We start from the raw sequence: 23,005 nt of genomic DNA on the forward strand, positions 1-23,005 counted from the left end.
CAGGTCCANACGCCATACCCAGAATTGTGTAGATACCGATCCCCCGATGAGGCCCTCAGTCCACAAGCCTGCTGCGCAGGCTGTCGGACAACCCCTTGGGCGCCAACCATATCCCCAGGTAAGCCCTTGCCAGCGCGTCATTGCGGCTGCTGAACACCACCTGCCCATTGATCTCCAAATTCAGGCCACGGCCGGGACGAAAATCCAGGGCGTAGCGATCACCGCTGCGGATGTTACGAAAGCTGGCGTGCAACTGGTCCAGCTCGGGCTTCAAACTTGCGCTGGCTTGCTGGCGCTCCAGGGTGGCCGTGGCCGCCTTGATCACATCGCTGCGGTCGATATCGCGAAAGTAATACAACACAAGGCGCAGCGTCTTTTGCTGGTCCCACGCCTGCTTCGCACTCAGGTCCGCCGGGGCATACAGCGCGGCCGCGTACACATCCGCCCAGAGGTAAGTGAGCACCGCCTGGTTTTTCAGCACCAATGCCTGGGACTGTGCCGGGAAGTCGGCTTGCTTGAGCCGATCCGCCTCATTGGCGTGTGCGGTGATCGACAACATCAGCATTAAACAGAAAACTAGATGCCGCATAATGGCCCGTCCCGAAAAGATCCGTGGCTACAGGTTAATTCATTTTCCGGCAGCGGCAGGGTTCAGGGATAATCTGCGCTGTGTAGTAAAGGCAAGACTGGCCTACGACGCGACCAAGGGTTAATGTGCGCGGCGTTGCGCCTTATATAGACTGTGCCCCGGTTCACACACTTGAGCCAAATTGTCCTTCATGACCGCTGGCCGCGGCATGATTTAGCCCGGCGTCCAACCGTACGCCTGGCCTGTTCTGAGGAGTACGCATGGCTGTCTACAACTACGACGTGGTGGTACTGGGTTCCGGCCCGGCTGGAGAAGGTGCGGCGATGAACGCCGCGAAAGCAGGGCGCAAGGTGGCGATGGTCGATAGCCGTCGCCAGGTCGGCGGTAACTGCACCCACCTGGGCACCATCCCGTCCAAGGCCTTGCGTCACTCGGTGCGCCAGATCATGCAGTTCAATACCAACCCGATGTTCCGGGCCATTGGTGAGCCGCGCTGGTTCTCGTTCCCGGACGTGCTCAAAAGCGCCGAGAAAGTCATCTCCAAGCAGGTTGCTTCGCGTACCGGCTACTACGCCCGTAACCGCGTCGACCTGTTCTTCGGCACCGGCAGCTTCGCCGACGAGCAAACCGTCGAGGTGGTCTGCGCCAACGGCGTGGTCGAGAAGCTGGTGGCCAAGCACATCATCATCGCCACCGGGTCGCGCCCGTATCGCCCGGCGGACATCGATTTCCACCACCCGCGTATCTACGATAGCGACACCATCCTGAGCCTGGGCCACACCCCGCGCAAACTGATCATCTACGGCGCCGGTGTGATCGGCTGTGAATACGCCTCGATCTTCAGCGGCCTGGGTGTGCTGGTGGAGCTGGTGGATAACCGCGACCAGTTGCTGAGCTTCCTCGACTCGGAAATTTCCCAGGCGTTGAGCTACCACTTCAGCAACAACAACATCACCGTGCGCCACAACGAAGAGTACGAGCGGGTCGAAGGCCTGGACAACGGGGTGATCCTGCACCTCAAGTCCGGCAAGAAGATCAAGGCCGACGCCTTGTTGTGGTGCAACGGCCGTACTGGCAACACCGACAAGCTGGGCATGGAAAACATCGGGGTCAAGGTCAACAGCCGTGGCCAGATCGAGGTGGACGAGAACTACCGCACCTGCGTGACCAACATCTACGGCGCCGGTGACGTGATCGGCTGGCCGAGCCTGGCCAGTGCCGCGCACGACCAGGGCCGTTCGGCCGCTGGCAGCATTGTCGACAATGGCAGCTGGCGCTACGTGAACGACGTGCCGACCGGGATCTACACCATTCCGGAGATCAGCTCGATCGGCAAGAACGAGCACGAACTGACCAAGGCCAAGGTGCCTTACGAAGTGGGCAAGGCGTTCTTCAAGAGCATGGCGCGTGCGCAGATCGCCGGCGAGCCGCAAGGCATGCTGAAGATCCTGTTCCACCGTGAAACCCTGGAAGTCCTCGGCGTGCATTGCTTCGGCTACCAAGCCTCGGAAATCGTGCACATCGGCCAGGCGATCATGAGCCAGCCGGGTGAGCAAAATACCCTCAAGTATTTTGTGAACACCACGTTCAACTACCCGACCATGGCGGAAGCCTATCGGGTCGCGGCCTACGACGGCCTCAACCGGCTTTTTTGAGCGGCTCCGGCCGGTGGCCTGAGCCGGCCGGGGAGACCGATTTCAGTAATTCCCGAGAGTGGCAGTGGCCAAACCGGGAAAGTCTGTAATCAGGCTATCTACGCCGAAGTCGGCGAGCCTGCGCATCAGCGCGGGTTCGTTGACTGTCCACACGGACACGTGCAAGCCCTGGCGCTGGGCTTTTTCCAGGCGCTCCGGGGTGCACAACGTCCAGTTCAACGCCAGATACTCACAGCCATAGTTCTGCGCGACCTTCAACGGGTCGAGCCAGGCATATTCGGCGACCAGGCCGCGTGACAGGTCCGGGGTGAGTTCAACCGCCGCTTTCAGCACTTCCCGCGAGCTTGAGGTCACGGTGACCTTGTCCATCAGACCGAAACGTACGGCCATCTCACGGATCGCCAGCACGGTGGTGGCGGCGCGGGTGCGCGAAGCGCTTTTGACTTCCAGTTGCCAATGATCGAAGTCGCACTGTTCGAACAGTTCTTCCAGGCGCGGGATCGGGCAGGGCTTGACCCAGCCCGGGCCGCCTTTGCGCGCGTCCATCTTCACCAGGTCTGCCGCTGAATACTCGACGACTTTGCCGCGCCGGTCGGCGGTGCGCTTGAGGGTCGGGTCGTGGATGACCATCAGCTCGCCGTCCATGGACAGGTGCAAATCCAGTTCGCAGCGGCGTACACCGTGCTTGAGGCACTCCTGGAAGCTGGTCAGGGTGTTTTCCGGTGCTTCGCCTTTGGCACCGCGGTGGCCGTAGATCAGGGTCACAGTTGCTCCTTTACGCCAGGTCGTCCGGCGGGGTGAATTCGAGAGTTCAGGTGTCTTGGGCGTCGCTTTGTTCCCGCGCCAGGCGCCGTTCCTGGGCCTGTTTCTGCAAAATGTAGCGCGCCAGCAGTTGGCGCTGGGCGTCGGTCATGGCTTCGAATTCCGTGCCGACGTCAAAGCCTGTGCCTTTGGGATCGCAATGGGTGACCCGCGCGCGCAGCAGCAGGCCGAGTGCCTGGGGCATCAGCACCAGCTTGACCGCCAGGTGGGCGCCGGCCGGCAGGGGGGTGGGGTGTTGGAAGTCGATGCCACCTTCGGAAATGATCACCGGCTGCGGAGCGCCGACCTCATCCAGCAAGCCGCGCGCCATGATCTGGCTGAGCAGGTCGACACGTTTGTTCTGCACACGCAGGAAGGCCGCGAGGGTGCGATCCTTCTCGCTGAGCTGGCGTAGCAGGTGCTGGGCCTCGAATTCACTCAGGTGCAACTCGCTGAGCAGATTGAAGAGTGGCGAATCATCCAGCAACACTTCCTTGCTCGCTGCTTCGGGGGCAGACAGGCTTTTGATTTGGAGTGCGATCATGTCGTCGATACGGTAGTATTCGCGGCGCTCTTCTTCATCTAATGTCGACATGGCGAACCCCAGGTAACGGTAATGGTCTGAGTGTAAAGCTGCTTACCAGACCCCGCCACCGGGACGTCTTCTTTTCCTCCGAACAAGCCCCGACATGTTCAGACCTCTCTTCGTATTTATCGGCACGCGTTATACCCGTGCAAAGCGCCGCAATCATTTTGTGTCGTTCATTTCCCTCACCTCGATGATCGGGCTCGCCTTGGGCGTGGTCGTGATGATCGTGGTGCTGTCGGTCATGAACGGCTTCGATCATGAGATGCGCACCCGCGTGCTGGGCATGGTGCCCCACGCGACCATCGAGGGCGATGCGCCCATCAGCGACTGGCAAAGCCTGGCGGCCAAGGTCAAGCAGAACCCCAAGGTGCTGGCGGTTGCGCCCTTCACCCAGATGCAGGGGTTGCTGACCAATGACGGCAAGGTGCAGAAGATCCTGCTCAATGCCATCGACCCGGCCCAGGAACGCAACGTCTCGATCATCGACAAGTTCATGTTGCAGGGCAAGCTCGACGACCTGGCGCCCGGCAGCTTCGGCATCGTGATCGGCGACAAGGCGGCGGCCAAGCTCGGCGTGGGCCTCGGCGATAAGCTGACCTTCGTCGCGCCGGAAGTCACCGTGACCCCGGCCGGCATGTTCCCGCGCATGAAGCGCTTTACCGTGGTCGGCACCTTCCACGTTGGCGCCGGCGAGATCGACGGCTACCTCGGCCTGACGAACCTCACTGACCTGGCGCGCCTGCATCGCTGGCAGCCGGACCAGGTGCAGGGCCTGCGCCTGAAGTTCAACGACCTGTTCGACGCACCGCGCGGCGCCTGGGAAATCGCCCAGCACCTGGGTGAAAGCCAGTACTACGCCCGCGACTGGACCCGTACCCACGGCAACCTGTACCAGGCCATCCGCATGGAAAAAGCCATGATCGGCCTGCTGTTGCTGCTGATCGTCGCCGTGGCGGCCTTCAACATCATCTCCACGCTGGTGATGGTGGTGAACGACAAGAAGGGCGATATCGCCATCCTGCGTACCCTCGGCGCCACGCCGGGGCAGATCATGGCGATCTTCATGGTGCAGGGCACCGTGATCGGCGTGGTCGGCACGTTGATCGGTACGGCCGTCGGCATTCTGGCTGCGTTGAACGTGAGTGCCGCCATCGCCGGCCTCGAAACCCTGATCGGCCACAAGTTTCTCAACGCCGACGTTTACTTCATCGACTACTTGCCGTCCCAGGTTCAGGCCCAGGACGTGTTGATGGTGGGCGGCGCTGCGTTGGTCCTGAGTTTCCTTGCCACCCTGTATCCAGCCTGGCGCGCGGCACGTACCCAGCCAGCACAGGCCTTACGTTATGAGTGAATCGGGCATGAGTGAAAAAGCAATCCTGAGCTGCCGCAACCTGGGCAAATCCTACGAGGAAGGCCCGGAATCGGTAGTGGTGTTGTCCAACCTGCAACTTGAGCTGCACCCTGGCGAACGCGTGGCGATCGTCGGCAGTTCCGGTTCCGGCAAAAGCACCTTGCTGAACCTGCTGGGCGGCCTTGATACGCCGTCCCAGGGCAGCGTGTGGCTGGCCGGTGAAGAGCTGTCGGCCCTCGGTGAGAAGGCTCGTGGGCAACTGCGCAACCGTTCGTTGGGCTTTGTGTACCAGTTCCACCATTTGCTGCCGGAATTCACCGCCCTGGAAAACGTGTGCATGCCGCTGTTGATCGGCAAGACCGCGATCCCGCAAGCCCGCCAGCGTGCCCAGGCCCTGCTGGAGCGTGTCGGCCTCGGCCATCGCCTGGAGCACAAGCCGGCGGAGCTGTCCGGCGGCGAGCGTCAGCGTGTGGCGATTGCCCGTGCCCTGGTCAACAACCCAGGCCTGGTGATGCTCGATGAGCCCACCGGCAACCTCGACTCCCACACCGCCCAGGGCATCAAGGACTTGATGCTGGAACTGAGCACCCAGATGCGCACCGCGTTCCTGGTGGTGACCCATGACATGAGCATGGCCCGGCAGATGGACCGCGTGTTGCACCTGCAGGAAGGTCATCTGGTCGCCATCTGACCCGTTTCAAGCCCGGCGCCTTAAGCGCTGGGCTTTTTCATTTTTTCAACGGTGCCCGCGAATGTTCAGACCGTTATCGATTTTCATCGGCACGCGCTATACCCGCGCCAAGCGCCGCAACCGTTTTGTCTCGTTTATCTCGATGACCTCGATGATCGGCCTCGCCCTGGGCGTGCTGGCGATGATCGTAGTGCTGTCGGTGATGAACGGCTTCCAGCGCGAAATGAGCTCGCGCATCCTTGGCATGGTGCCCCACGCGACCATCGTCGGCGTGAACCCGATCAACGATTGGCAGCCCGTGGCCGCCGCCGCGATGAAGAACCCGGAAGTGACCGCGGCAGTGCCCTTCACGCAGATGGACGGCATGTTCTCCTACAAGGGCGCCATGCAGCCGATCGAGATCAGCGGCATCGACCCGGCACAGGAAGGCAAGGTGTCGATCGTCGCCCAGCATATCGTGCGCGGCAAACTGGATGACCTGAAGCCTGGCGAGTTCGGCGTGGTGGTCGGCGAAATCACCGCCCGGCGCTTCCGCCTCAATGTGGGCGACAAGTTGACCCTGATCGTGCCGGAAATCAGCACCGCGCCGGGGGGCATCACCCCGCGCATGCAGCGCTTGAACGTGGTGGGGATCTTCAAGGTCGGCGCCGAACTGGACGGCTCCATGGCCATGATCCACATGGCCGACGCCGCAGAGATCCAGCATTGGCAGCCGAACCAGGTGCAAAGCGTGCGCCTGGCGGTGAAAGACCTGTATGCGGCGCCCAAGGTCTCGGCGGACATCGCCGCCAGCCTGGGCGCCGGCTACAAGCCGGATGACTGGACCCACACCCAGGGCAGCCTGTTCAGCGCAATGAAAATGGAAAAGACCATGATCGGCTTGCTGTTGCTGATGATCGTCGCCGTGGCTGCGTTCAACATCATTGCCACGCTGATTATGGTGGTGAACGACAAGGGCGCGGACATCGCGATCCTGCGTACCATCGGCGCGACGCCGCGGCAGATCATGGCGATCTTCATGGTGCAGGGCACCGTGATCGGTGTCGTCGGCACCTTGATCGGCGGCATCCTGGGTGTGATTGCGGCGCTGAATGTAAGTGAGCTGGTGGGCTGGCTGGAACGGGTTACCGGGCAGCATATCTTCAGTTCGGATGTGTATTTTGTCAGCAACCTGCCTTCGGAGCTGCAAGGCGGGGATGTGCTGCTGATCTGCACGGCCGGGTTTGTGTTGAGCTTTTTGGCGACGATTTATCCGGCGTATCGGGCGGCGAAGATTGAGCCGGCGCATGCCTTGAGATATTCGTAAGATTCAAGACCGCTATCGGGGGCAAGCCCCCTCCCACAGTTTGAATATATTCACGCATCACAATGTGGGAGGGGGCTTGCCCCCGATAGGGCCGGTACCGCTTGCATCAATCTCCGCCGGGCAACTCAATCACAAACCGCGTCCACCCCGCCCCAGACTCACAATAAATCCTCCCTCCATGCGCCCGCACAATCGACTGGATAATCGCCAACCCCAGCCCCGCATGCTCGCTGCTGCCTTCATGCCGCGCCGGGTCCGCCCGGTAGAACCGATCAAACAACCTCGGTAACAACTGTGCTGGAATGCCTTCCCCGGTGTTTTCAACCGTGAGCGTCACGCCGTCCACCATGCGCACCCGCACTTCGCCGCCCGCTGGAGTAAACCGCAGGGCGTTATCGAGCAGGTTCGACAGTGCCCGGCGCAACATGCCGCGATCACCCATCGTGTGAGCTGTGCCTTCGCGCACCAGGCTGACGTGGGCGTCTTCGGCCAGCAACGCGAAAAACTCCAGCAACGCCTCCACTTCATCTGCCAGCGCCAGAGGCTCGCGCTTAGGCACCAGCAATCCATGATCCGCCTTGGCCAGGTACAACATGTCATTGACCAACTGCGCCATCCATTGCAGCTCTTCCAGGTTGCTGTGCAGCGCCTCGCGGTAATCCTCCAGCGGCCGTGGCTGAGTGAGGATGACCTGGGTCTGGGTCAGCAGGTTCGATAACGGCGTGCGCAGTTCGTGGGCGATGTCGGCGGAGAACGCCGAGAGGCGCTGGAACGCATCGTCCAGGCGGCCGAGCATGGCGTTGAAGGTTTGAGCCAGTTCGGCCAGTTCCACCGGCATGTGCTGCTGGGGCAGGCGCTGCGTCAGGGAGTGGGCAGACACACTCGCGGCCACTTCCCCCATGCGTCGTAACGGTCGCAGGCCACTGCGGGCGGCCCATGCACCGAGCAGGGCGGTCGCCAGGGCTGACAGGCCGACGGTGAGCCAGATCAGATGCTGCATGCGTTGCAGGAAATGCTGGTGGTGAGTGATATCGAGCACCAGCGTCAACTGTGGCGAGTCGGGTTGGTTTGCCCGCAACGGTGTGTTGTAGACGCGGTAGTCGGTGCCGGCGTTTTGCAGGCTGTGCAGGCCGGGGCCGGTGGGCAGATTGACGCCGGGCGCACCGTCAAACCAGCGCTGGCCTTGGGCGGTGACGCGCAGCGCCAGCTCGGGTTGACGATTGAGCTCGGCGCGCAGTTGGGCTTCACGTTGCGCGAACAATTCTGGCGAGTCGACACCCTGCAAGGTGCTGCGCAGCGCCACCAACTGGCTGTCGAGCTGTTGCTGGTCCAGCTCAATGAAGTGCGCCTCGCTGGCGCGGTTGAACAGCACGCCCGCGATCAGCGACACCACCGCCGTGCAGGCCGCGAACAGCAGCGCCAGGCGACTGGCCAGGGACAGGCGCTTGATCAATTGACGCGCTCCTCCAGCACATAACCCATGCCGCGCACGGTGTGGATCAATTTATTCGGGAAGTTATCGTCGACTTTCAGGCGCAGGCGGCGGATTGCCACTTCGATAATGTTGGTGTCGCTGTCGAAGTTCATGTCCCACACCTGGGAGGCGATCAGCGATTTGGGCAGCACTTCGCCCTGGCGGCGCAGCAGCAGTTCGAGCAGGGAAAACTCCTTGGCCGTCAGGTCGATGCGCTGGCCGTCCCGCTCGACGCGACGGCGGATCAGGTCCAGGCGCAGATCGGCCAGTTGCAATGCGGTTTCCTGCGGCGTGCTGCTGCCACGGCGCAACAGGCTGCGCACGCGCGCCAGCAGTTCGGAGAAGGCGAAGGGTTTGACCAAGTAGTCGTCGGCACCCAGTTCCAGGCCGTGCACGCGGTCTTCCACGGCGTCGCGGGCGGTCAGGAACAGTACCGGGATGTCCAGGCCTGCCGTGCGCACGGCCTGGAGGATCTGCCAGCCATCACGGCCCGGCAGCATCACATCGAGGATCAACAGGTCGTAGGCGCCGGTCAGTGCCAGGTGCTGACCGCTGGTACCGTCGGCCACCAGTTCGGTGGTAAACCCCGCCTCCGTCAGGCCCTGGCGCAGGTACTGGCCGGTTTTGGGTTGGTCTTCGACGATCAGCAGTTTCATGGGCGGCTCTTGGCAACGGGTGACGACGGCTTTATACCCTGGGTGCCAGGGCAGGGGGGTAACCTGACAAAGTTGTAATCTAGCAGTCAGTTGGCTGGCAGCGGCGCACGCTTAGAGTGTGCCCCAGGTGAGTCAGATATTTTGGAGAAGAATGATGGCATTGCGTAAACCCCTGTTGTTGGCGACGTGCCTGCTGGCGTTGAGTGTTGAGGCGATGGCTGATGCCGCCCACACCTATGCGTTCGGCGAGGCTGCACCCGCGAGCAAGGCCACGCGTACCGTGGAAGTGACGCTGCAGGACATTTCCTTTTCGCCCAAGTCCATTGACGTAAAAGCCGGTGAGACGGTGCGCTTTGTACTGGTCAACAAGGGCCAGTTGCTGCACGAATTCAACCTGGGCGATGCGGCAATGCATGCCGAGCATCAGAAGGAAATGTTGCAGATGCAGGCCAGTGGCATGCTCACTTCCACGGGCATGGGCAAGATGGATCATAGCGCCATGGGCCATGGTGATATGAAACACGACGATCCCAATAGCGTATTGGTCGAGCCCGGCAAAACCGCCGAGCTGACCTGGACCTTCACCAAGGCCACGGGCCTGGAGTTTGCCTGCAACCTGCCGGGGCATTACCAGGCGGGCATGGTCGGCACGCTCAACGTCGATTGATCCGCTGGCGCTTAGGCGCGGGGGCAAAGGCTGGTAGACTGGCGCGGTTTATTTAGCCAGGTTTCCGCCATGCATCCCGCAGCCGAACATTCGCCGCTGGGCAAGTCCAGTGAATACATCTCCACCTACACACCTTCGTTGTTGTTCCCGATCCCGCGTGCGGCCAAATGGGCCGAACTGGGCCTGAGCGCCGAGACCCTGCCTTACAAGGGCGTGGATTTCTGGAACTGCTTCGAACTGTCCTGGCTGCTGCCGTCGGGCAAGCCGGTGGTGGCCATCGGTGAATTCAGCATCCCGGCCGACTCGCCGAACATCATCGAGTCCAAGTCGTTCAAGCTCTACCTCAACTCGCTCAACCAGACCGCGTTTGCCGATACGGCAAGCCTGGAAGCCACCCTGCGCACCGACCTCAGCGCCGCTGCCGGCAAGCCTGTGACCGTGCGTATTCGCACCTTGGCTGAAAGTGAAGCTGAAGGCGTAATGGCGTTGCCCGGTGTGTGCATCGATGATTTGGATATCAGTGTCAGCAACTACGAGCACCCACGCCCGGAACTGCTGCGTTGCGATGATGCGCGCGTTGTCGAGGAGAGCGTGCACAGCCACCTGCTCAAATCCAACTGCCCGGTGACCAGCCAGCCTGACTGGGGCAGCGTCGTGGTGGAATACCGTGGTCACGCGCTGGATCACGCCAGCCTGCTGGAATACATCGTGAGCTTTCGCCAGCACTCGGACTTCCATGAACAGTGCGTGGAGCGCATCTTCCTGGACTTGCAGCGCTTGCTGAAGCCGGAGAAGTTGACGGTGTATGCGCGGTATGTGCGGCGGGGTGGGCTGGATATCAACCCGTATCGCAGTACTGAGGATGTCGCGTTCCAGAATGTGCGCCTGGCTCGCCAGTAAACAACTGTGGGAGTGGGCTTGCCCCCTCCCACATTGGGGTCTGCGCTGGGCTGGCGCGCAGATTAAATCCCCATGCTGCCCAGCGTGTTCATGATATTGCGCAATGTCCCGGAAATCACCGGGTGCTCGGCGTCGAACTCTATGGCTGCTTGATTCACATCATCGGAAATACTGGGTGTCTGAGTCGCCGGTTCAAGTTCAAGTTGTAACTCAAACTTGGCAATCAAAGCCTCCAGTGCTTCACGCTTCTCGTCCGACAGCGGCGGATCCTGTTCCAATTGCCCGCGCAGGATCTCGACCTGTTCTTCCAGTTTTTTGCGATCAGGCATGACATGTTTCCTTTTATCGATAGTCACTGGCATAGACCGCGGCACGCCGAGAAAGGTCTACGGGCTGACCTGTAGATTAATCCACTCGCGTCGACTGTGCATGATCCGTGTCAGGGCTTCTCGCCTTTGTGCTGGCGCAGCCTGATGTCGGCCAGGCAGGTGCCGAGTTCGCCCAGGTGATCGATCACCGAGTGCACGCCCAGCCCGTACAGCGCGAGGGTGGCCTTGCCGCGCTTGAGCTCGCGTTCCGGTTCGCTCAATGCCAGCCATTGCTCGGGCGCCATCCCGCACAATGAGCCGCAGGAGGCCAGGCCGATGGTCCACAGCCCGGCATTGAGCCCGGATTGCAGCAGGCGCGGTTCGCCGCTGACCAACACGCAGCCTTCCAGGCGCTCGATATTCAGCTCCATCAAGGCTTGCCAGCAGGCATGGGGCGCGGGCCAGCGAATGGCGGAGGGCGATGCCGCCTTGACCCAGTCGGGCAGCGTGGCGGCCAGGGGCGTGGTGACGGCGGGGGGGAGTTCATCCAGCCAGGCGCAGGGAACACCCTGTTCCTTGAGGCTGCGCAGGATTTTCAGCGCACCCGGTGTGGCTTGGGAGTCGGGGGAGGGTGAGTCGGTGCGCGCCCGGGAACCGAAATCCACCAGGCAGCCACTCAGGCCAAACAGAACGGCAGTCAAGGCGGGGGCGCTGGCGATGGCAATTTCGGGTTGAGGCATGTCGACATCCCTGAAATAGCGCTAACGCTATCGAGGCAGGATGACAAGTCGATGACAGGATTGTTAATTGTAGGAATTTTGTCCATTTAATGTCAGGCGCTTCCTTGTTGCTGCCTAAATGGCGACTTCCGTCATATACTGACGGCCTTATTCAGGGCATAGCGCCCATGACAGACCATTCAAGGAGCAAAAGCTATGCGCTGGAGCCACTATTTCGCTCAGCTGTCGGTGTGTGCCACTGTACTGCTGGCGCCGTTTGCCGCACACGCAGCGTCGGAAGACGATCCGTGGGAAAGCATCAACCGCCCGATCTTTACCTTCAACGACACCGTTGATACCTACGCCCTGAAGCCGTTGGCCCAAGGCTATGAGTGGATTACCCCGCAGTTTGTCGAAGACGGTATCCACAACTTCTTCCGCAACATCGGCGATGTGGGCAACCTGGCCAACAACGTGCTGCAACTCAAACCGCATAACGCCGGTGTCGACACCGCCCGTTTGCTGGTCAACACCACGTTCGGCGTGCTGGGCTTTATCGATGTCGGCACCAAAATGGGGCTGCAACGCAGCGATGAAGACTTCGGCCAGACCCTCGGTTATTGGGGCGTGGGCAGTGGTCCTTACGTGATGATCCCGCTGCTGGGCCCAAGCACACTGCGTGATGCGCCGTCCAAGTACGTGGACAGCTACACCCAACCGTACCGCTATATGAACGATATCGGCTGGCGCAACAGCACCATGGGCCTGAACATTGTCGACACCCGTGCCAGCCTGCTCGACAGTGAGAAGCTGATCACCGGCGATAAGTACACCTTTATCCGCAACGCCTACCTGCAGAACCGCGAGTTCAAGGTCAAGGATGGCAAGGTGGTTGACGATTTTTAAGCTGTGATGTTTTGAAATGAAAAAAAGGCGACCCTGGGGGTCGCCTTTTTTGTGCGCGGGTTTCAGCGCATTTTCAAGATCTTAAGCCCCAGCTGTTGCTCTTCGCCTGCCGTCTTGGTCCATACCACTTCGGTATCCGCCTCCAGCCCGGCAAGGGCGGCATGCTCCGAATCGATGCGTACGGTCAATTCATCTCCCACGTTGAACTGGCGGGGTGCCTGCACCTGCATTCCGGAGCTGGAAAGGTCCACGCATACCCCGGCAATCTCCTGGCCGGCATGGATCAAAGCCACATCGGCATCCACACGCATGCGGATGAAATCGCGTTTTTCGGCATAGTCGCGCTCGTGTTCGCTCATAGGTTCCATCCTTACTTTGTGTTGTGGTCGTGCCTGTTCTTATAACTCCCGGTGATTTGCGATGTAAAGACGCCCGGCGACCATCGGCATGAGCTTGAAACCCCTCACGGATGGGAGTACCGTCTGCGCCTTAGAAGGGCACCTCTGCTTTACCTTTGTGCATGGGCGAAATCCCAACGCTTTGTAGGACAGAGAGGCTAGAAAGCGAATCCAGTACGTGAGTCCGGCCATTGCCGAGCCGCCTACGCCAACCTAATTCTGGCGCCGTTTGCCCACATGCAAAAAACCAGTGCCACGCTGCTGATAATCGATGACGACGAAGTAGTGCGCGCGAGCCTCGCGGCCTATTTGGAAGACAGTGGCTTCAGCGTCCTGCAGGCCAGTAATGGCCAACAGGGTCTCCAGGTATTCGAGCGCGACCAGCCCGACCTCGTGATCTGCGACCTGCGCATGCCCCAGATGGGCGGCCTCGAGCTGATTCGCCAGGTGACCGAGCGCGCGTCGCAGACCCCGGTGATTGTCGTGTCCGGCGCGGGCGTGATGAACGATGCCGTCGAGGCCCTGCGCCTGGGCGCTGCCGATTACCTGATCAAGCCCCTGGAAGACCTGGCGGTGCTGGAGCACTCGGTGCGCCGTGCCCTGGACCGTGCCCGCCTGCTAGTGGAGAACCAGCGCTATCGCGAGAAGCTCGAAACCGCCAACCGCGAACTCGAAGCCAGCCTCAACCTGCTCCAGGAAGACCAGAACGCCGGTCGCCAGGTGCAAATGAACATGCTGCCGGTCAGCCCCTGGACCATCGACGAATTTCAGTTTGCGCACCAGATCATCCCGTCGCTGTACCTCTCGGGTGATTTTGTCGACTACTTCCGTGTTGACGAACGGCGTGTCGCGTTCTACCTGGCCGATGTATCCGGCCATGGTGCTTCCTCTGCTTTTGTCACCGTGTTGTTGAAGTTCATGACCACACGGTTGCTGTTCGAATCCAAACGCAATGGCACCTTGCCGGAGTTCACTCCCTCCCAGGTGCTGGGCCACATCAACCGGGGCCTGATCAGCTGCAAGCTGGGCAAGCACGTGACGATGGTCGGCGGCGTGATTGATGAAGAAACCGGTCTTTTGACCTACAGCATCGGCGGTCACCTGCCGATGCCGGTTTTGTACACTCCTGACAGTGTGCGTTACCTGGAAGGGCGTGGTTTGCCGGTGGGCTTGTTCAATGAAGCCACCTATGAAGACCACATTCTGGAGTTACCGCCGACGTTCAGCCTTACGCTGATGTCCGACGGTATCCTGGACCTTCTTCCAGAGCCTACACTCAAAGAGAAAGAAGCCGCCTTGCCCCAAAAGGTCAAGTCGGCGGGCGGCAGCCTGGATGGCCTGCGGCAGGTTTTTGGATTGGCCACGCTAGGGGAGATGCCGGATGATATCGCCCTATTGGTGTTGAGCAGGAATCTTTGATGAGTACCGGAAGAATCCAATTCGCCGAGCAAGACGGGACCTTTGTCCTGAAATTTGTCGGTGAAGTGCGCCTGACCTTGTGTTCGGCGCTGGATGCGACGATTGAGCGGATCTTCACAGCGCTGAACTTCTCGGCGATCGTGATCGATCTGACCGAAACCCGCAGCATCGATAGCACCACCCTGGGTCTCTTGGCCAAGTTGTCCATTCTGTCTCGGCAGAAGGTTGGCCTGTTGCCGACGGTCGTCACCACCCACGAAGACATCACCCGTCTGCTGCAGTCCATGGGCTTCGACCAAGTGTTCAACATCGTTGACCGCCCGATCCCCTGCCCGGAATGCCTGACCGACCTGCCGTCCCAGGACCAGTCCGAGGAAGTGGTGCGGGTCAAGGTGCTGGAAGCGCACAAGATCCTGATGGGCTTGAACGAGTCCAACCGTGAAGCCTTCCACGACCTCGTGAACGCGCTGGAACGCCACTGATCCACGGTCAACTGTGGGAGGGGGCTTGCTCCCGATGGCGGAGTGACAGTCAGTAAATTCATAACTGACCCACCGCCATCGGGAGCAAGCCCCCTCCCACCTTTGAACGCTGCTCGGCTTGAGACCGGCAAAAGGCAAAAAAAGGGCGGTACCCGCGAAGGTACCGCCCTTTTTGCCGCCTGCGCTTTTTACAGCTTGGCCGACAACAGCGCTTCCAGCTTCTCCTGGTCCCGAGCAAACTGACGAATCCCCTCCGCCAGCTTCTCAGTCGCCATCGCATCCTCGTTGGATTCCCAACGGAACTGCGCTTCAGTCAGATGCACCCGCGCTTCACCGGCATGGCCTGGCGACAACTTACGCTCCAGCTTGCCTTCATCCGCCGCCAGCTTTTCCAGCAGATCCGGGCTGATGGTCAGGCGATCACAGCCAGCCAACTCTTCGATCTGGCTGAGGTTGCGGAAGCTCGCACCCATCACCACGGTCTTGTAGCCGTTGGCCTTGTAGTAGTTGTAGATGCGCGTCACCGACTGCACACCCGGGTCTTCAGCACCGGTGTAGTCGTTGCCGTTGGCCTTTTTGTACCAATCGTAGATACGGCCCACGAAAGGTGAGATCAGGAACACGCCAGCCTCAGCACAGGCTACCGCCTGGGCGAAGGAGAACAGCAGCGTCAGGTTGGTCTGGATACCTTCTTTTTCCAGCTGCTCGGCGGCGCGGATGCCTTCCCAGGTGGAGGCGATCTTGATCAGCACACGGTCGCGGCCAACGCCGGCTTTGTCGTACAGGTCGATCAGACGGTGCGCACGCTTGAGTACGGCGTCAGTGTCGAACGACAGGCGGGCATCCACCTCGGTGGAAATACGGCCCGGCACCACTTTGAGAATCTCTTGACCCACCGCCACCGCAAAACGGTCGCTGGCCAGGCCTACATCACCATTGCAGTCCTGTACGCACTCATCGAGCAGCTTGGCATAGCCTGGGATCGAAGCAGCCTTGAGCAGCAGGGAAGGGTTGGTGGTGGCGTCTTGCGGTTTGAGCTTGGCGAGGGTAGAAAAATCGCCGGTATCGGCTACGACGGTGGTGAATTGCTTGAGTTGTTCCAGCTTGGAAGTCATGGGCGTGCTCTGTCCTGTGGGTCTGATGACATTACCCGAGCGCCGACAGGCGCTCAAGGGCGCAAATGCGTTCGATCGTTTGCGAGGGCAACAACCTGAAAACAGCCGTTTGAATGACCGGCCGTGCTGCAAGATAGGAGGGCAAAACAGTCGGCAGGTTCAACCCAATCACCGCATGACCACCACAATCCAAATGTGAGAGGGGGTTGCCCCGATAGCGGCAGGCCAGTCACCCCGGACCTGAACGGACACTCACCGCCCTTCCAGCAAAGCCCCGGCCTGATCCAGCAACGCCAACGGATCACTCGCCTTATGAATATCCACCGACAACAACTGCCTGAACTTGCGCGCCCCCGGAAAACCAGTGCCCAACCCCAGAATATGCCGAGTGATATGGTGCATCGAGCCACCGGTCGCCAAATGCTCAGCAATATAAGGCCGCAACTGCACCAGCGCCTCAGCCCGACTGATCACCGGCGCCTCACTGCCAAACAACTGCTGATCCACCTCCGCCAACACATACGGATTGTGATAAGCCTCGCGCCCCAGCATCACCCCATCAAACGTCTGCAGATGCTCATGGCACTGCTCCAGCGTCTTGATGCCGCCGTTGAGCACAATCTCCAACTCAGGAAAGTCCTGCTTCAACTGCGCCGCCACGTCGTAGCGCAAAGGAGGAATGTCACGGTTCTCCTTCGGTGACAGCCCTTCCAGGATCGCAATCCGCGCATGCACGGTAAAACTGGTGCAGCCAGCGTCCTTCACCGTCCCGACGAAATCACACAACTGGGCATAACTGTCCCGCCCGTTGATCCCGATACGGTGCTTCACCGTCACGGGGATCGACACCGCATCACGCATCGCCTTCACACACTCCGCCACCAACGCCGGATGCGCCATCAAGATCGCGCCGATCATATTGTTCTGCACCCGATCACTGGGGCAGCCGACGTTCAGGTTTACTTCGTCGTAGCCTGCGGCTTCGGCCATACGTGCGCAGGCCGCCAGGTCGGCGGGCACGCTACCCCCCAATTGCAGTGCAAGCGGGTGCTCGGCTTCGTTGTGGCGCAGGAAACGGTCGTGATCGCCGTGGAGGATTGCGCCGGTGGTGACCATCTCTGTGTAGAGCAGCGCGTGCTTGGAGAGCAGGCGCAGGAAGAACCGGCAGTGGCGGTCGGTCCAGTCCATCATCGGGGCGACGGAGAAGCGGCGGGAGAGTGGGGCGGTTTGTAGGGGCATTGGGGATCTGAGTTTGCGAGGCGAATAGGACGTAGTTTATCAGGGATGGGTATTGGGTGTTGGGGGGGGCTGTGCCATTTAACACGTCTAACCGGAGACGCTGTCGGAATACTCTCAGTATCTGTAGGCGGCCAATGCATCACATATCGTGGTCTGACCCTAATATCCGATGAAGGTGCAGCCCAAGTCTTGTGCCAGGCGGCGGATTTCGAAGATGCGGGAGGGGTTAGCGGCCGCCGGGTGGACGTGCAGGGTGGCTGTGATGTGCATGGTGTTGCCTCGCTCTGTGGTGGAAGAGCGAGGCAAACATCAACCATTGGCTGGCTAAAATCAACAACCGACTGTTGATTTTTCAGGGCGGGTGAAAATTTTCTCTTCGTTGGAGTATATTTTCATAATTTTTGAGGGTGGCAGTCTGCCATCCTGATTTTTCAAAAGGGATGTTTGGAATGAGCCAGGCGGAAATAGCTGTAGAATTACTAAATTCTCAACTTGAAAATTTATTCAACTTCGGCCGAGGGTTGTATGAGTCTCATGATGAAAAGAGAAAAATAAAAATTGGTCAGGCCTATCAAAGATATATATTGAATGCACGAAGTAAGCTTTCTAAAACAAAATCTTTTTTTGTATTAGATAAACCCGCTGATTTCTACGATTATTATGTTTCGACGACAATTTCGTGTGGGGGGGTGTATTTAGAAAATCCTGGAATTTCACGCTGCGTGAATGAAAGTGATCGAATCGTTATAGCAGGTACTGGGGGGTGTGGTAAATCAGTTTTTATGCGTCATTTGTTTCTCGACTGTATCAAACAGATGAGGTTTGTGCCTGTTTTGATTGAGTTGCGGGATTTGAATGACTCTGTAAGAACCGTTGATGAACATGTATTTTATACGTTGGAAAATGGAGGGTTTGATGTCGGAGGAAGCTTTGTTCGCCGTTCAATGGAGTACGGTAATTTTTGCTTCTTGTTTGATGGGTTCGATGAGTTGGTTGAGCCCCGCCGGAATGAAGTCGGTGACTATATTAAAGAGATTTCATTGCGTTATTCCGGTTGTCCAGTGATAGTTTCATCAAGGCCTGACGAAAGATTTAATGGATGGAATCAATTTAGTGTTTTCTCAGTTGAGCCGCTTAGCAAGAAAGCAGCTATTTCATTAGTGAAAAAACTACCAGTAGAAAAGGAGGTGAAAGACAAGTTTCTTAGGGAATTAGATGAGAGGCTATATGAGGAGCACCAGTCCTTTCTATCAAATCCCTTGCTTTTATCTATCATGTTACTGACTTATCACCAAAATGCAGAGGTTCCGTCAAAGTTAAGTGTTTTTTATAGCCAGGCTTATGAGGCTCTTTTTCAAAAGCACGATGCCACTAAAGGTGCGTACTCTCGGAGTAGATCGACTAGTTTAGATATTCTTGACTTTTCTAAGGTTTTTTCTTTGTTCTCATTACTCACTTATGATAATAGAATTTTCAGAATGTCGAAGGTGGACTGTTTAGAGTTCATCGAGGAAAGTAAAAAGCGCCTTGGCGCCGATTTTGATCGTCAGGATTTTTTGAGCGATCTATTGGGAGCGACCTGCATGCTCGTCGAAGATGGGCTGCAGGTGGCGTATTCGCATAGGTCATTTCAAGAGTATTTTGTATCGCTATACATTCTTGGTGAGAGCTTGGAAGTGCAGACTAAGCTTATAGATCGCTTTTGGGAGCCGACCGGAAGTGATAGCGTTATTGCATTGCTGTACGAGCAAAACCCTGCGTTGGTCGAAAGGGTTTTGTTAATTCCGTACTTGGAAAAAGCGTTTAGAGATATTGGAGTGGTGAGCAAAGTAACGCATAAATCTCATTTTGAATTTCTTCGCAAATCGTATGAGATGGTCCAGGCAAATAAGAACGAGTTGTCATTTATGTTTCATATGGATGATTCAAGTAAGCGAAGGATTGCTCTAGGTATAATTGGTACCGCCGTCACTATCTGTGGGAGATGGAGTAAAGCTCCATCTGAAGTGTATCGCGCGCTTTCTGATGCTGTTTTTAAGGAATTGAATGGGGAGGGAGATTATTTCTCTTTTCGGTTTTCTAATTTGAGGGAGAAGCCAAAAGTATTGAAACTGCTTCGTGATTCTGAAACCTCTTATGGGATTAATTACTTAACGACTGCGTTTAATCTATATAAGGAGCTCAAAGAGAAACACTCAAATCACGCAAAAAGCCTATTTGACCTGTTGGATGGGAGCAAATAGTAAAACGTTTGCTATGCCCGTGTTTATTCAGGAATGAAGGACCCGACTACTTTTCCGCAAATATGCGTCTCTTCCGTAATATCAATGATTGGATATTGCGGATTGATAGGTCTAAGGAACTGCCGGCCGGCGTCCTCGACTAAAATTTTAAATGTGGCTTCATTTGTGCGTGGGACTCTGGCAATCACACGGTCACCGGTTTTGGTCTCAACTTCTGGATCTACAAAGATTATGCATCCCGTAGGATAACTTTCGCCTGCTCCTGGATTTGTCATGGAGTCGCCAAGCACTTTCAGCGCATAGCCACTTTCGCTAATAGTTACGGAACAGGACAGCCACGATTCTCCATCATGCTGTTCAAAGTTCGACTCGCACCATGCACCGGCTTGGGCCCATGAAATCAATGGGACCTTCCCAAAGCGCCTAGTCAGCTGTCTGACATTACTCTCAATACCTGCGCCAAGTTGATGGACATTGCTCTCGCCAGTCTGCTCTTTCGGCAGTACCCCGTACTGCAGCCATTCTCGCCTGACATTTAGCCACGAGCACAGCACAGCCAAGCTGTCTGCCTCTGGTATTGAATCACCATTCAGCCACTTGCTTACGGCCTGGGGACTTCTTTCAGCCCCAACCTTCACCAAATGTGCATGAATATCCGCACCACGACCTCGAGTGCGTACACCAGCGTCGTCGAGTGGTTCGTGAAGGCGCGCCGTGAAAGCTGCCCGTAGCTCGTTCTTATCAACCATGAGTTGGTACTCTCACAGGAGGTTCGCAATAGTCAGTTGATGTTAATATCAATCGCGAGTTGATAAATGGAGGTTGCCATATTGGACCCCGCAGATTTTTCGAACGCCATCGCGTTCGCATTTGAAGCAGTAGGCGGCATCGGAGACGCCGCCAAGGTATGTGACAGGAGTTACCAAGCACTCAATAAATGGCGCTTTCCTGCCAGCCTTCCACGCACCGACTACACCGGTGAAACCCACTACGCAAAACTTTTGGCGACCGCTGCAGAGCAAAAGGGCAATGCGTTTGACGCTGCTTGGCTGCTTAACGCATCGGCCCCGCAGAAAGCTGCCGTTGGATTTTCGAGAGCGATATAATTCGCTTCGTCTTCCAGATTTTTGAGTGCTTTTTCAAGCGACTCAACCCTCCTTCCGACTCCAGCGCCTAGCGCGCATGGCTGCCACTTGGTCTTCGGTCGCGAATTTGCCTTGGTCGGCTTCTTTCACTGCCAACTCGATCTGAGTGGTCAGTGTTTTTTCATGCTCGATGTAGTCGCGAAGAGCGTCCATTGCCATGTAGGTCGCAGTCTGGCCGGTGGTTTTGGTCAGGTCGGCGAGAGAGTTGGACAGGTTTTCCGGCAGGTTTAGGGAGATGCCAGTCATGGCGACCTCGATGGTGGATGGTTGTGGGCACCTTACACCGTGGACCGTTGGCTTGAACCAGCAGGTCGTCGCGAGGTGTATCCAGAAGTTGTTCATTTACGTTTTCTTTGTAACCTCAATGCAGGGCATCGTGGTCCCCCCAGGTGCTCTTTTATCGATTGGGTCTGAGGGCACTCGGGGAAAACTTCCCACTCTTCTTTCGGCTTGCCCCTCAGACCACCCATCACTAAGCTCCTCAAGCCGCTGCAAACCCAGCGGCCGGAGGTGGAAGTCCGTATTGCTAAGGCGTTTTAACTCCCGAAAACATTTGGAGATTCGCCCATGCCTAACAAATCACGCAATCCTTATGTCGATCAAAACAGTTCTCCCGACGAACACCCAACCGGCAACCTGTTCTCAGTCAGCCCCAACATCGACACCGAAACCCTCCTGGCCAACACCGCCGAAAACCTCGCCTCTGCTAACCAAATGGCCGCCACCTTGGCGTTCGACCTCGAAGACCCGCACCGCGCCATCGTCCTGGGCATCCAGCAGCTAATCGACCTAAGCGCTCTGCTCATCGACCGAGCCCAGGAGCAAGTTGCACCTGCCGCCATCCTGGCCACAGCCTGACATTCAACCCCGCCGCCTTACCCAAGGCGGCAACCTGAACCCATCCTGTCACCCCGCCAAGTTTCATCATTCCCGGCGCTTTTGAGGTCTACGATCCTCTTCAAGAGAGGACGCCCGCGCCTCCAGTCCACAGGGAACTGAAAACATGATCTCAAACCTCGCCAAAGCCATGATGATCGCCGGCACATTGCTCTTGGGCGCTTGCTCGTCGAGTTCGTCGAACGTGAACAGCGACCCGTGCTTTTCGGGCGGATGCCAGGCGTTTGGTGACCATAGCCCCAGCAAAGCCGCCAAGATGAATTTTGGCGGCAGTGGGCTTGGCAGTAGTTATGGTGAGTATGGTTCGGGGTTACTGCACGACGATTGAGGTCGCACTGGGGTTGCTGCGCAGCCCAGCGGGAGCAAGCTCCCTCGCCACAGGGGGCTGGGTTAAGTGGTGACGACAGTGCCTTTATGAAAAATCTCGCGTCGGGCACGGGGTTGGCGGATTTTTCCTTCAGTCGAGGAGTGGATGCTGGTGCTCCCTAGCTCGGGAGAGGGACGTGTGTTGCTTTCAGCAAAAATCACCGTGAAAAAAGCCAGACACGGTGCAATAATGGCGCTAGGCCATTATTTTACTTTCTTAAAGTACCCTTGATGAAAACAACATTTTCCGCGAAATTGTTTATTGTTGTTATTGTTTCCGTGCTGGTCTGCATTGTTTGTTTCCTGACTGAAGAACTCCTATAGCGTCGCGGGTGCTCAGTTCGACTGTTTGTATTGTCGAATGAAGAACCTGCCGAGTACAAAAATACTGCCGAGCACCAACCCTAAAAAGGCGCCTAGAAAAGCGAATTTTTTGGTGGTTTTTTGGGTGGAGGTTTGTATTTCATCAAGGGTGTTAAATGCTTTTAACGTATTCCCTGCAGCCAATGCCGGTAAGTTAAGCGCAATAGCTTCGGTATTGGCTGTCTCCATTGCGGATTTCAGCTGGGCAGACGCCAATGCTGCCGTCGTCGCGGTGGTCGAGGCTACATAAATTATTGGCTCATTCCCGCCCGATTTAGGAGGGGCGTCTTTGAGGGCAACGGATTTAGCGGCCATGATGCCCATGGCGGAATAGAAAATATCATTCTGTATGGTGCTGTACAGCTTGGTTTCCAATGACAGTGGGCTCGCCTTGGCGGGCGCGTCCTTTTCATTGATTTCTTTATATAAGCTGTAGAGGGATGGCTTAGTGATGTAAGTGCTGGCAGTCCATTGTTCAGGCGAGGTCGCAGAGAGCGTCAATGCGGCAACCGCGCCCACCACGGTGGTTGCAATAATCGTTATCTTGCTATTCCACAGTGTCTGAATAAGCGGAATCAAATCTATTTCATCATCATGGGGACGGGCGTTTGAATTCGTTGGACTGCTCACGAAAAATTCCTTTATTTGCGTTCCCAAATTGTAGAGAAAAAAACACAATGCGCCACGTAAAAGTACGCTTCGTATTAGATGCGAATAGTTCTTGTA

At 57.6% G+C, this 23,005-nt stretch carries 26 protein-coding genes; 13 read left to right on the top strand and 13 right to left on the bottom strand.

Annotation, left to right across the window (positions count from 1 at the left end; translation table 11 throughout):
• Positions 1–55 precede the first annotated feature (55 nt).
• Positions 56–589 carry a chalcone isomerase family protein gene (locus AO064_RS02700; protein WP_064052301.1) on the bottom strand — a complete coding sequence of 178 codons (534 nt, stop codon included), beginning with the start codon at positions 587–589 and terminating at the stop codon, positions 56–58.
• Between the two features lie 260 nt (positions 590–849).
• Here AO064_RS02700 and sthA point away from each other — a divergent pair, with 260 nt between their 5' ends.
• Complete coding sequence (gene sthA, locus AO064_RS02705) at positions 850–2,244, top strand: Si-specific NAD(P)(+) transhydrogenase (protein ID WP_012722857.1); 1,395 nt, start codon at positions 850–852, stop codon at positions 2,242–2,244.
• A gap of 42 nt (positions 2,245–2,286) precedes the next feature.
• Here sthA and AO064_RS02710 read toward each other — a convergent pair whose 3' ends face one another.
• Together AO064_RS02710 and AO064_RS02715 are read right to left on the bottom strand one after the other, a co-directional pair.
• A complete protein-coding gene (locus AO064_RS02710) occupies positions 2,287–3,009 on the bottom strand; it encodes a glycerophosphodiester phosphodiesterase (protein ID WP_012722858.1) in 723 nt (240 codons plus the stop codon).
• A 46-nt stretch (positions 3,010–3,055) separates the two neighbouring features.
• Positions 3,056–3,640: a PilZ domain-containing protein gene (locus AO064_RS02715; RefSeq protein WP_012722859.1), complete on the bottom strand. Its 585-nt coding sequence runs from the start codon at positions 3,638–3,640 to the stop codon at positions 3,056–3,058.
• Between the two features lie 94 nt (positions 3,641–3,734).
• On the opposite strand from AO064_RS02715, the gene AO064_RS02720 reads away from it, so the two are divergent.
• From AO064_RS02720 to AO064_RS02730, 3 genes are all read left to right on the top strand, one after another.
• Positions 3,735–4,985, top strand: coding sequence for a lipoprotein-releasing ABC transporter permease subunit (locus AO064_RS02720; protein WP_064052302.1), 1,251 nt, complete (start codon positions 3,735–3,737; stop codon positions 4,983–4,985).
• 7 nt (positions 4,986–4,992) lie between these two features.
• Positions 4,993–5,676, top strand: coding sequence for a lipoprotein-releasing ABC transporter ATP-binding protein LolD (gene lolD / locus AO064_RS02725; protein ID WP_012722861.1), 684 nt, complete (start codon positions 4,993–4,995; stop codon positions 5,674–5,676).
• 61 nt (positions 5,677–5,737) lie between these two features.
• Positions 5,738–6,982: a lipoprotein-releasing ABC transporter permease subunit gene (locus AO064_RS02730; RefSeq protein ID WP_012722862.1), complete on the top strand. Its 1,245-nt coding sequence runs from the start codon at positions 5,738–5,740 to the stop codon at positions 6,980–6,982.
• Between the two features lie 106 nt (positions 6,983–7,088).
• On the opposite strand, the gene AO064_RS02735 is transcribed toward AO064_RS02730, so the two are convergent.
• Both AO064_RS02735 and AO064_RS02740 read right to left on the bottom strand, forming a co-directional pair.
• Positions 7,089–8,435 (bottom strand): heavy metal sensor histidine kinase, encoded by a 1,347-nt coding sequence (locus AO064_RS02735; RefSeq protein WP_064052303.1) that lies wholly within the window; start codon positions 8,433–8,435, stop codon positions 7,089–7,091.
• Complete coding sequence (locus tag AO064_RS02740) at positions 8,432–9,112, bottom strand: heavy metal response regulator transcription factor (RefSeq protein WP_012722864.1); 681 nt, start codon at positions 9,110–9,112, stop codon at positions 8,432–8,434. The genes AO064_RS02735 and AO064_RS02740 overlap by 4 nt, the downstream gene beginning before the upstream one ends.
• A gap of 154 nt (positions 9,113–9,266) precedes the next feature.
• On the opposite strand from AO064_RS02740, the gene copI reads away from it, so the two are divergent.
• Together copI and queF are read left to right on the top strand one after the other, a co-directional pair.
• Positions 9,267–9,779 (top strand): copper-resistant cuproprotein CopI, encoded by a 513-nt coding sequence (copI, locus tag AO064_RS02745; protein ID WP_043204967.1) that lies wholly within the window; start codon positions 9,267–9,269, stop codon positions 9,777–9,779.
• Between the two features lie 69 nt (positions 9,780–9,848).
• A complete protein-coding gene (queF, locus tag AO064_RS02750) occupies positions 9,849–10,679 on the top strand; it encodes an NADPH-dependent 7-cyano-7-deazaguanine reductase QueF (RefSeq protein ID WP_012722866.1) in 831 nt (276 codons plus the stop codon).
• A gap of 62 nt (positions 10,680–10,741) precedes the next feature.
• Here the strand turns inward: queF and AO064_RS02755 are convergent, their stop codons facing one another.
• Together AO064_RS02755 and pcrP are read right to left on the bottom strand one after the other, a co-directional pair.
• The gene (locus tag AO064_RS02755; protein WP_064052304.1) at positions 10,742–11,008 is read right to left on the bottom strand and encodes a DUF4404 family protein; all 267 of its coding nucleotides are present in this window, start codon (positions 11,006–11,008) and stop codon (positions 10,742–10,744) included.
• Positions 11,009–11,118: 110 nt separating this feature from the next.
• Complete coding sequence (gene pcrP, locus AO064_RS02760) at positions 11,119–11,727, bottom strand: HAD superfamily inactivated hydrolase PcrP (protein ID WP_012722868.1); 609 nt, start codon at positions 11,725–11,727, stop codon at positions 11,119–11,121.
• A gap of 195 nt (positions 11,728–11,922) precedes the next feature.
• On the opposite strand from pcrP, the gene AO064_RS02765 reads away from it, so the two are divergent.
• Positions 11,923–12,612 carry an MlaA family lipoprotein gene (locus AO064_RS02765; protein WP_012722869.1) on the top strand — a complete coding sequence of 230 codons (690 nt, stop codon included), beginning with the start codon at positions 11,923–11,925 and terminating at the stop codon, positions 12,610–12,612.
• Positions 12,613–12,674: 62 nt separating this feature from the next.
• Here the strand turns inward: AO064_RS02765 and AO064_RS02770 are convergent, their stop codons facing one another.
• Positions 12,675–12,971, bottom strand: coding sequence for a PilZ domain-containing protein (locus AO064_RS02770; RefSeq protein ID WP_012722870.1), 297 nt, complete (start codon positions 12,969–12,971; stop codon positions 12,675–12,677).
• 276 nt (positions 12,972–13,247) lie between these two features.
• On the opposite strand from AO064_RS02770, the gene rssB reads away from it, so the two are divergent.
• On the top strand, positions 13,248–14,429 hold the full coding sequence (rssB, locus tag AO064_RS02775; protein ID WP_064052305.1) for a two-component system response regulator RssB: 1,182 nt from the start codon (positions 13,248–13,250) through the stop codon (positions 14,427–14,429).
• A complete protein-coding gene (rssC, locus tag AO064_RS02780; RefSeq protein ID WP_003172602.1) occupies positions 14,429–14,911 on the top strand; it encodes an anti-sigma factor antagonist RssC in 483 nt (160 codons plus the stop codon). The genes rssB and rssC overlap by 1 nt, the downstream gene beginning before the upstream one ends.
• 188 nt (positions 14,912–15,099) lie before the next feature.
• Here the strand turns inward: rssC and tal are convergent, their stop codons facing one another.
• Together tal and dusA are read right to left on the bottom strand one after the other, a co-directional pair.
• The gene (gene tal / locus AO064_RS02785) at positions 15,100–16,026 is read right to left on the bottom strand and encodes a transaldolase (RefSeq protein WP_012722872.1); all 927 of its coding nucleotides are present in this window, start codon (positions 16,024–16,026) and stop codon (positions 15,100–15,102) included.
• 252 nt (positions 16,027–16,278) lie between these two features.
• Entirely contained in the window at positions 16,279–17,265 is a 987-nt protein-coding gene (gene dusA, locus AO064_RS02790) for a tRNA dihydrouridine(20/20a) synthase DusA (protein WP_064052306.1), read from the bottom strand.
• 449 nt (positions 17,266–17,714) lie between these two features.
• Here dusA and AO064_RS30615 point away from each other — a divergent pair, with 449 nt between their 5' ends.
• The gene (locus AO064_RS30615) at positions 17,715–19,508 is read left to right on the top strand and encodes an NACHT domain-containing protein (protein WP_167355305.1); all 1,794 of its coding nucleotides are present in this window, start codon (positions 17,715–17,717) and stop codon (positions 19,506–19,508) included.
• A gap of 23 nt (positions 19,509–19,531) precedes the next feature.
• On the opposite strand, the gene AO064_RS29960 is transcribed toward AO064_RS30615, so the two are convergent.
• Positions 19,532–20,257: a LexA family protein gene (locus AO064_RS29960; RefSeq protein ID WP_082893855.1), complete on the bottom strand. Its 726-nt coding sequence runs from the start codon at positions 20,255–20,257 to the stop codon at positions 19,532–19,534.
• 66 nt (positions 20,258–20,323) lie between these two features.
• Here AO064_RS29960 and AO064_RS02805 point away from each other — a divergent pair, with 66 nt between their 5' ends.
• Positions 20,324–20,614 (top strand): hypothetical protein, encoded by a 291-nt coding sequence (locus tag AO064_RS02805; protein ID WP_244159459.1) that lies wholly within the window; start codon positions 20,324–20,326, stop codon positions 20,612–20,614.
• Between the two features lie 42 nt (positions 20,615–20,656).
• On the opposite strand, the gene AO064_RS02810 is transcribed toward AO064_RS02805, so the two are convergent.
• Complete coding sequence (locus tag AO064_RS02810) at positions 20,657–20,899, bottom strand: hypothetical protein (RefSeq protein ID WP_064052383.1); 243 nt, start codon at positions 20,897–20,899, stop codon at positions 20,657–20,659.
• 321 nt (positions 20,900–21,220) lie between these two features.
• On the opposite strand from AO064_RS02810, the gene AO064_RS02815 reads away from it, so the two are divergent.
• Both AO064_RS02815 and AO064_RS02820 read left to right on the top strand, forming a co-directional pair.
• Positions 21,221–21,511: a DUF6124 family protein gene (locus tag AO064_RS02815; protein WP_064052309.1), complete on the top strand. Its 291-nt coding sequence runs from the start codon at positions 21,221–21,223 to the stop codon at positions 21,509–21,511.
• A 145-nt stretch (positions 21,512–21,656) separates the two neighbouring features.
• Positions 21,657–21,878, top strand: coding sequence for a hypothetical protein (locus AO064_RS02820; protein WP_046035094.1), 222 nt, complete (start codon positions 21,657–21,659; stop codon positions 21,876–21,878).
• 374 nt (positions 21,879–22,252) lie between these two features.
• Here the strand turns inward: AO064_RS02820 and AO064_RS02825 are convergent, their stop codons facing one another.
• Positions 22,253–22,909, bottom strand: coding sequence for a Wzz/FepE/Etk N-terminal domain-containing protein (locus AO064_RS02825; RefSeq protein WP_064052310.1), 657 nt, complete (start codon positions 22,907–22,909; stop codon positions 22,253–22,255).
• Between the last annotated feature and the right edge of the window lie 96 nt (positions 22,910–23,005).

Origin of the sequence: Pseudomonas marginalis, from assembly GCF_001645105.1 — a bacterium.
GTDB lineage: Bacteria > Pseudomonadota > Gammaproteobacteria > Pseudomonadales > Pseudomonadaceae > Aquipseudomonas > Aquipseudomonas petroselini.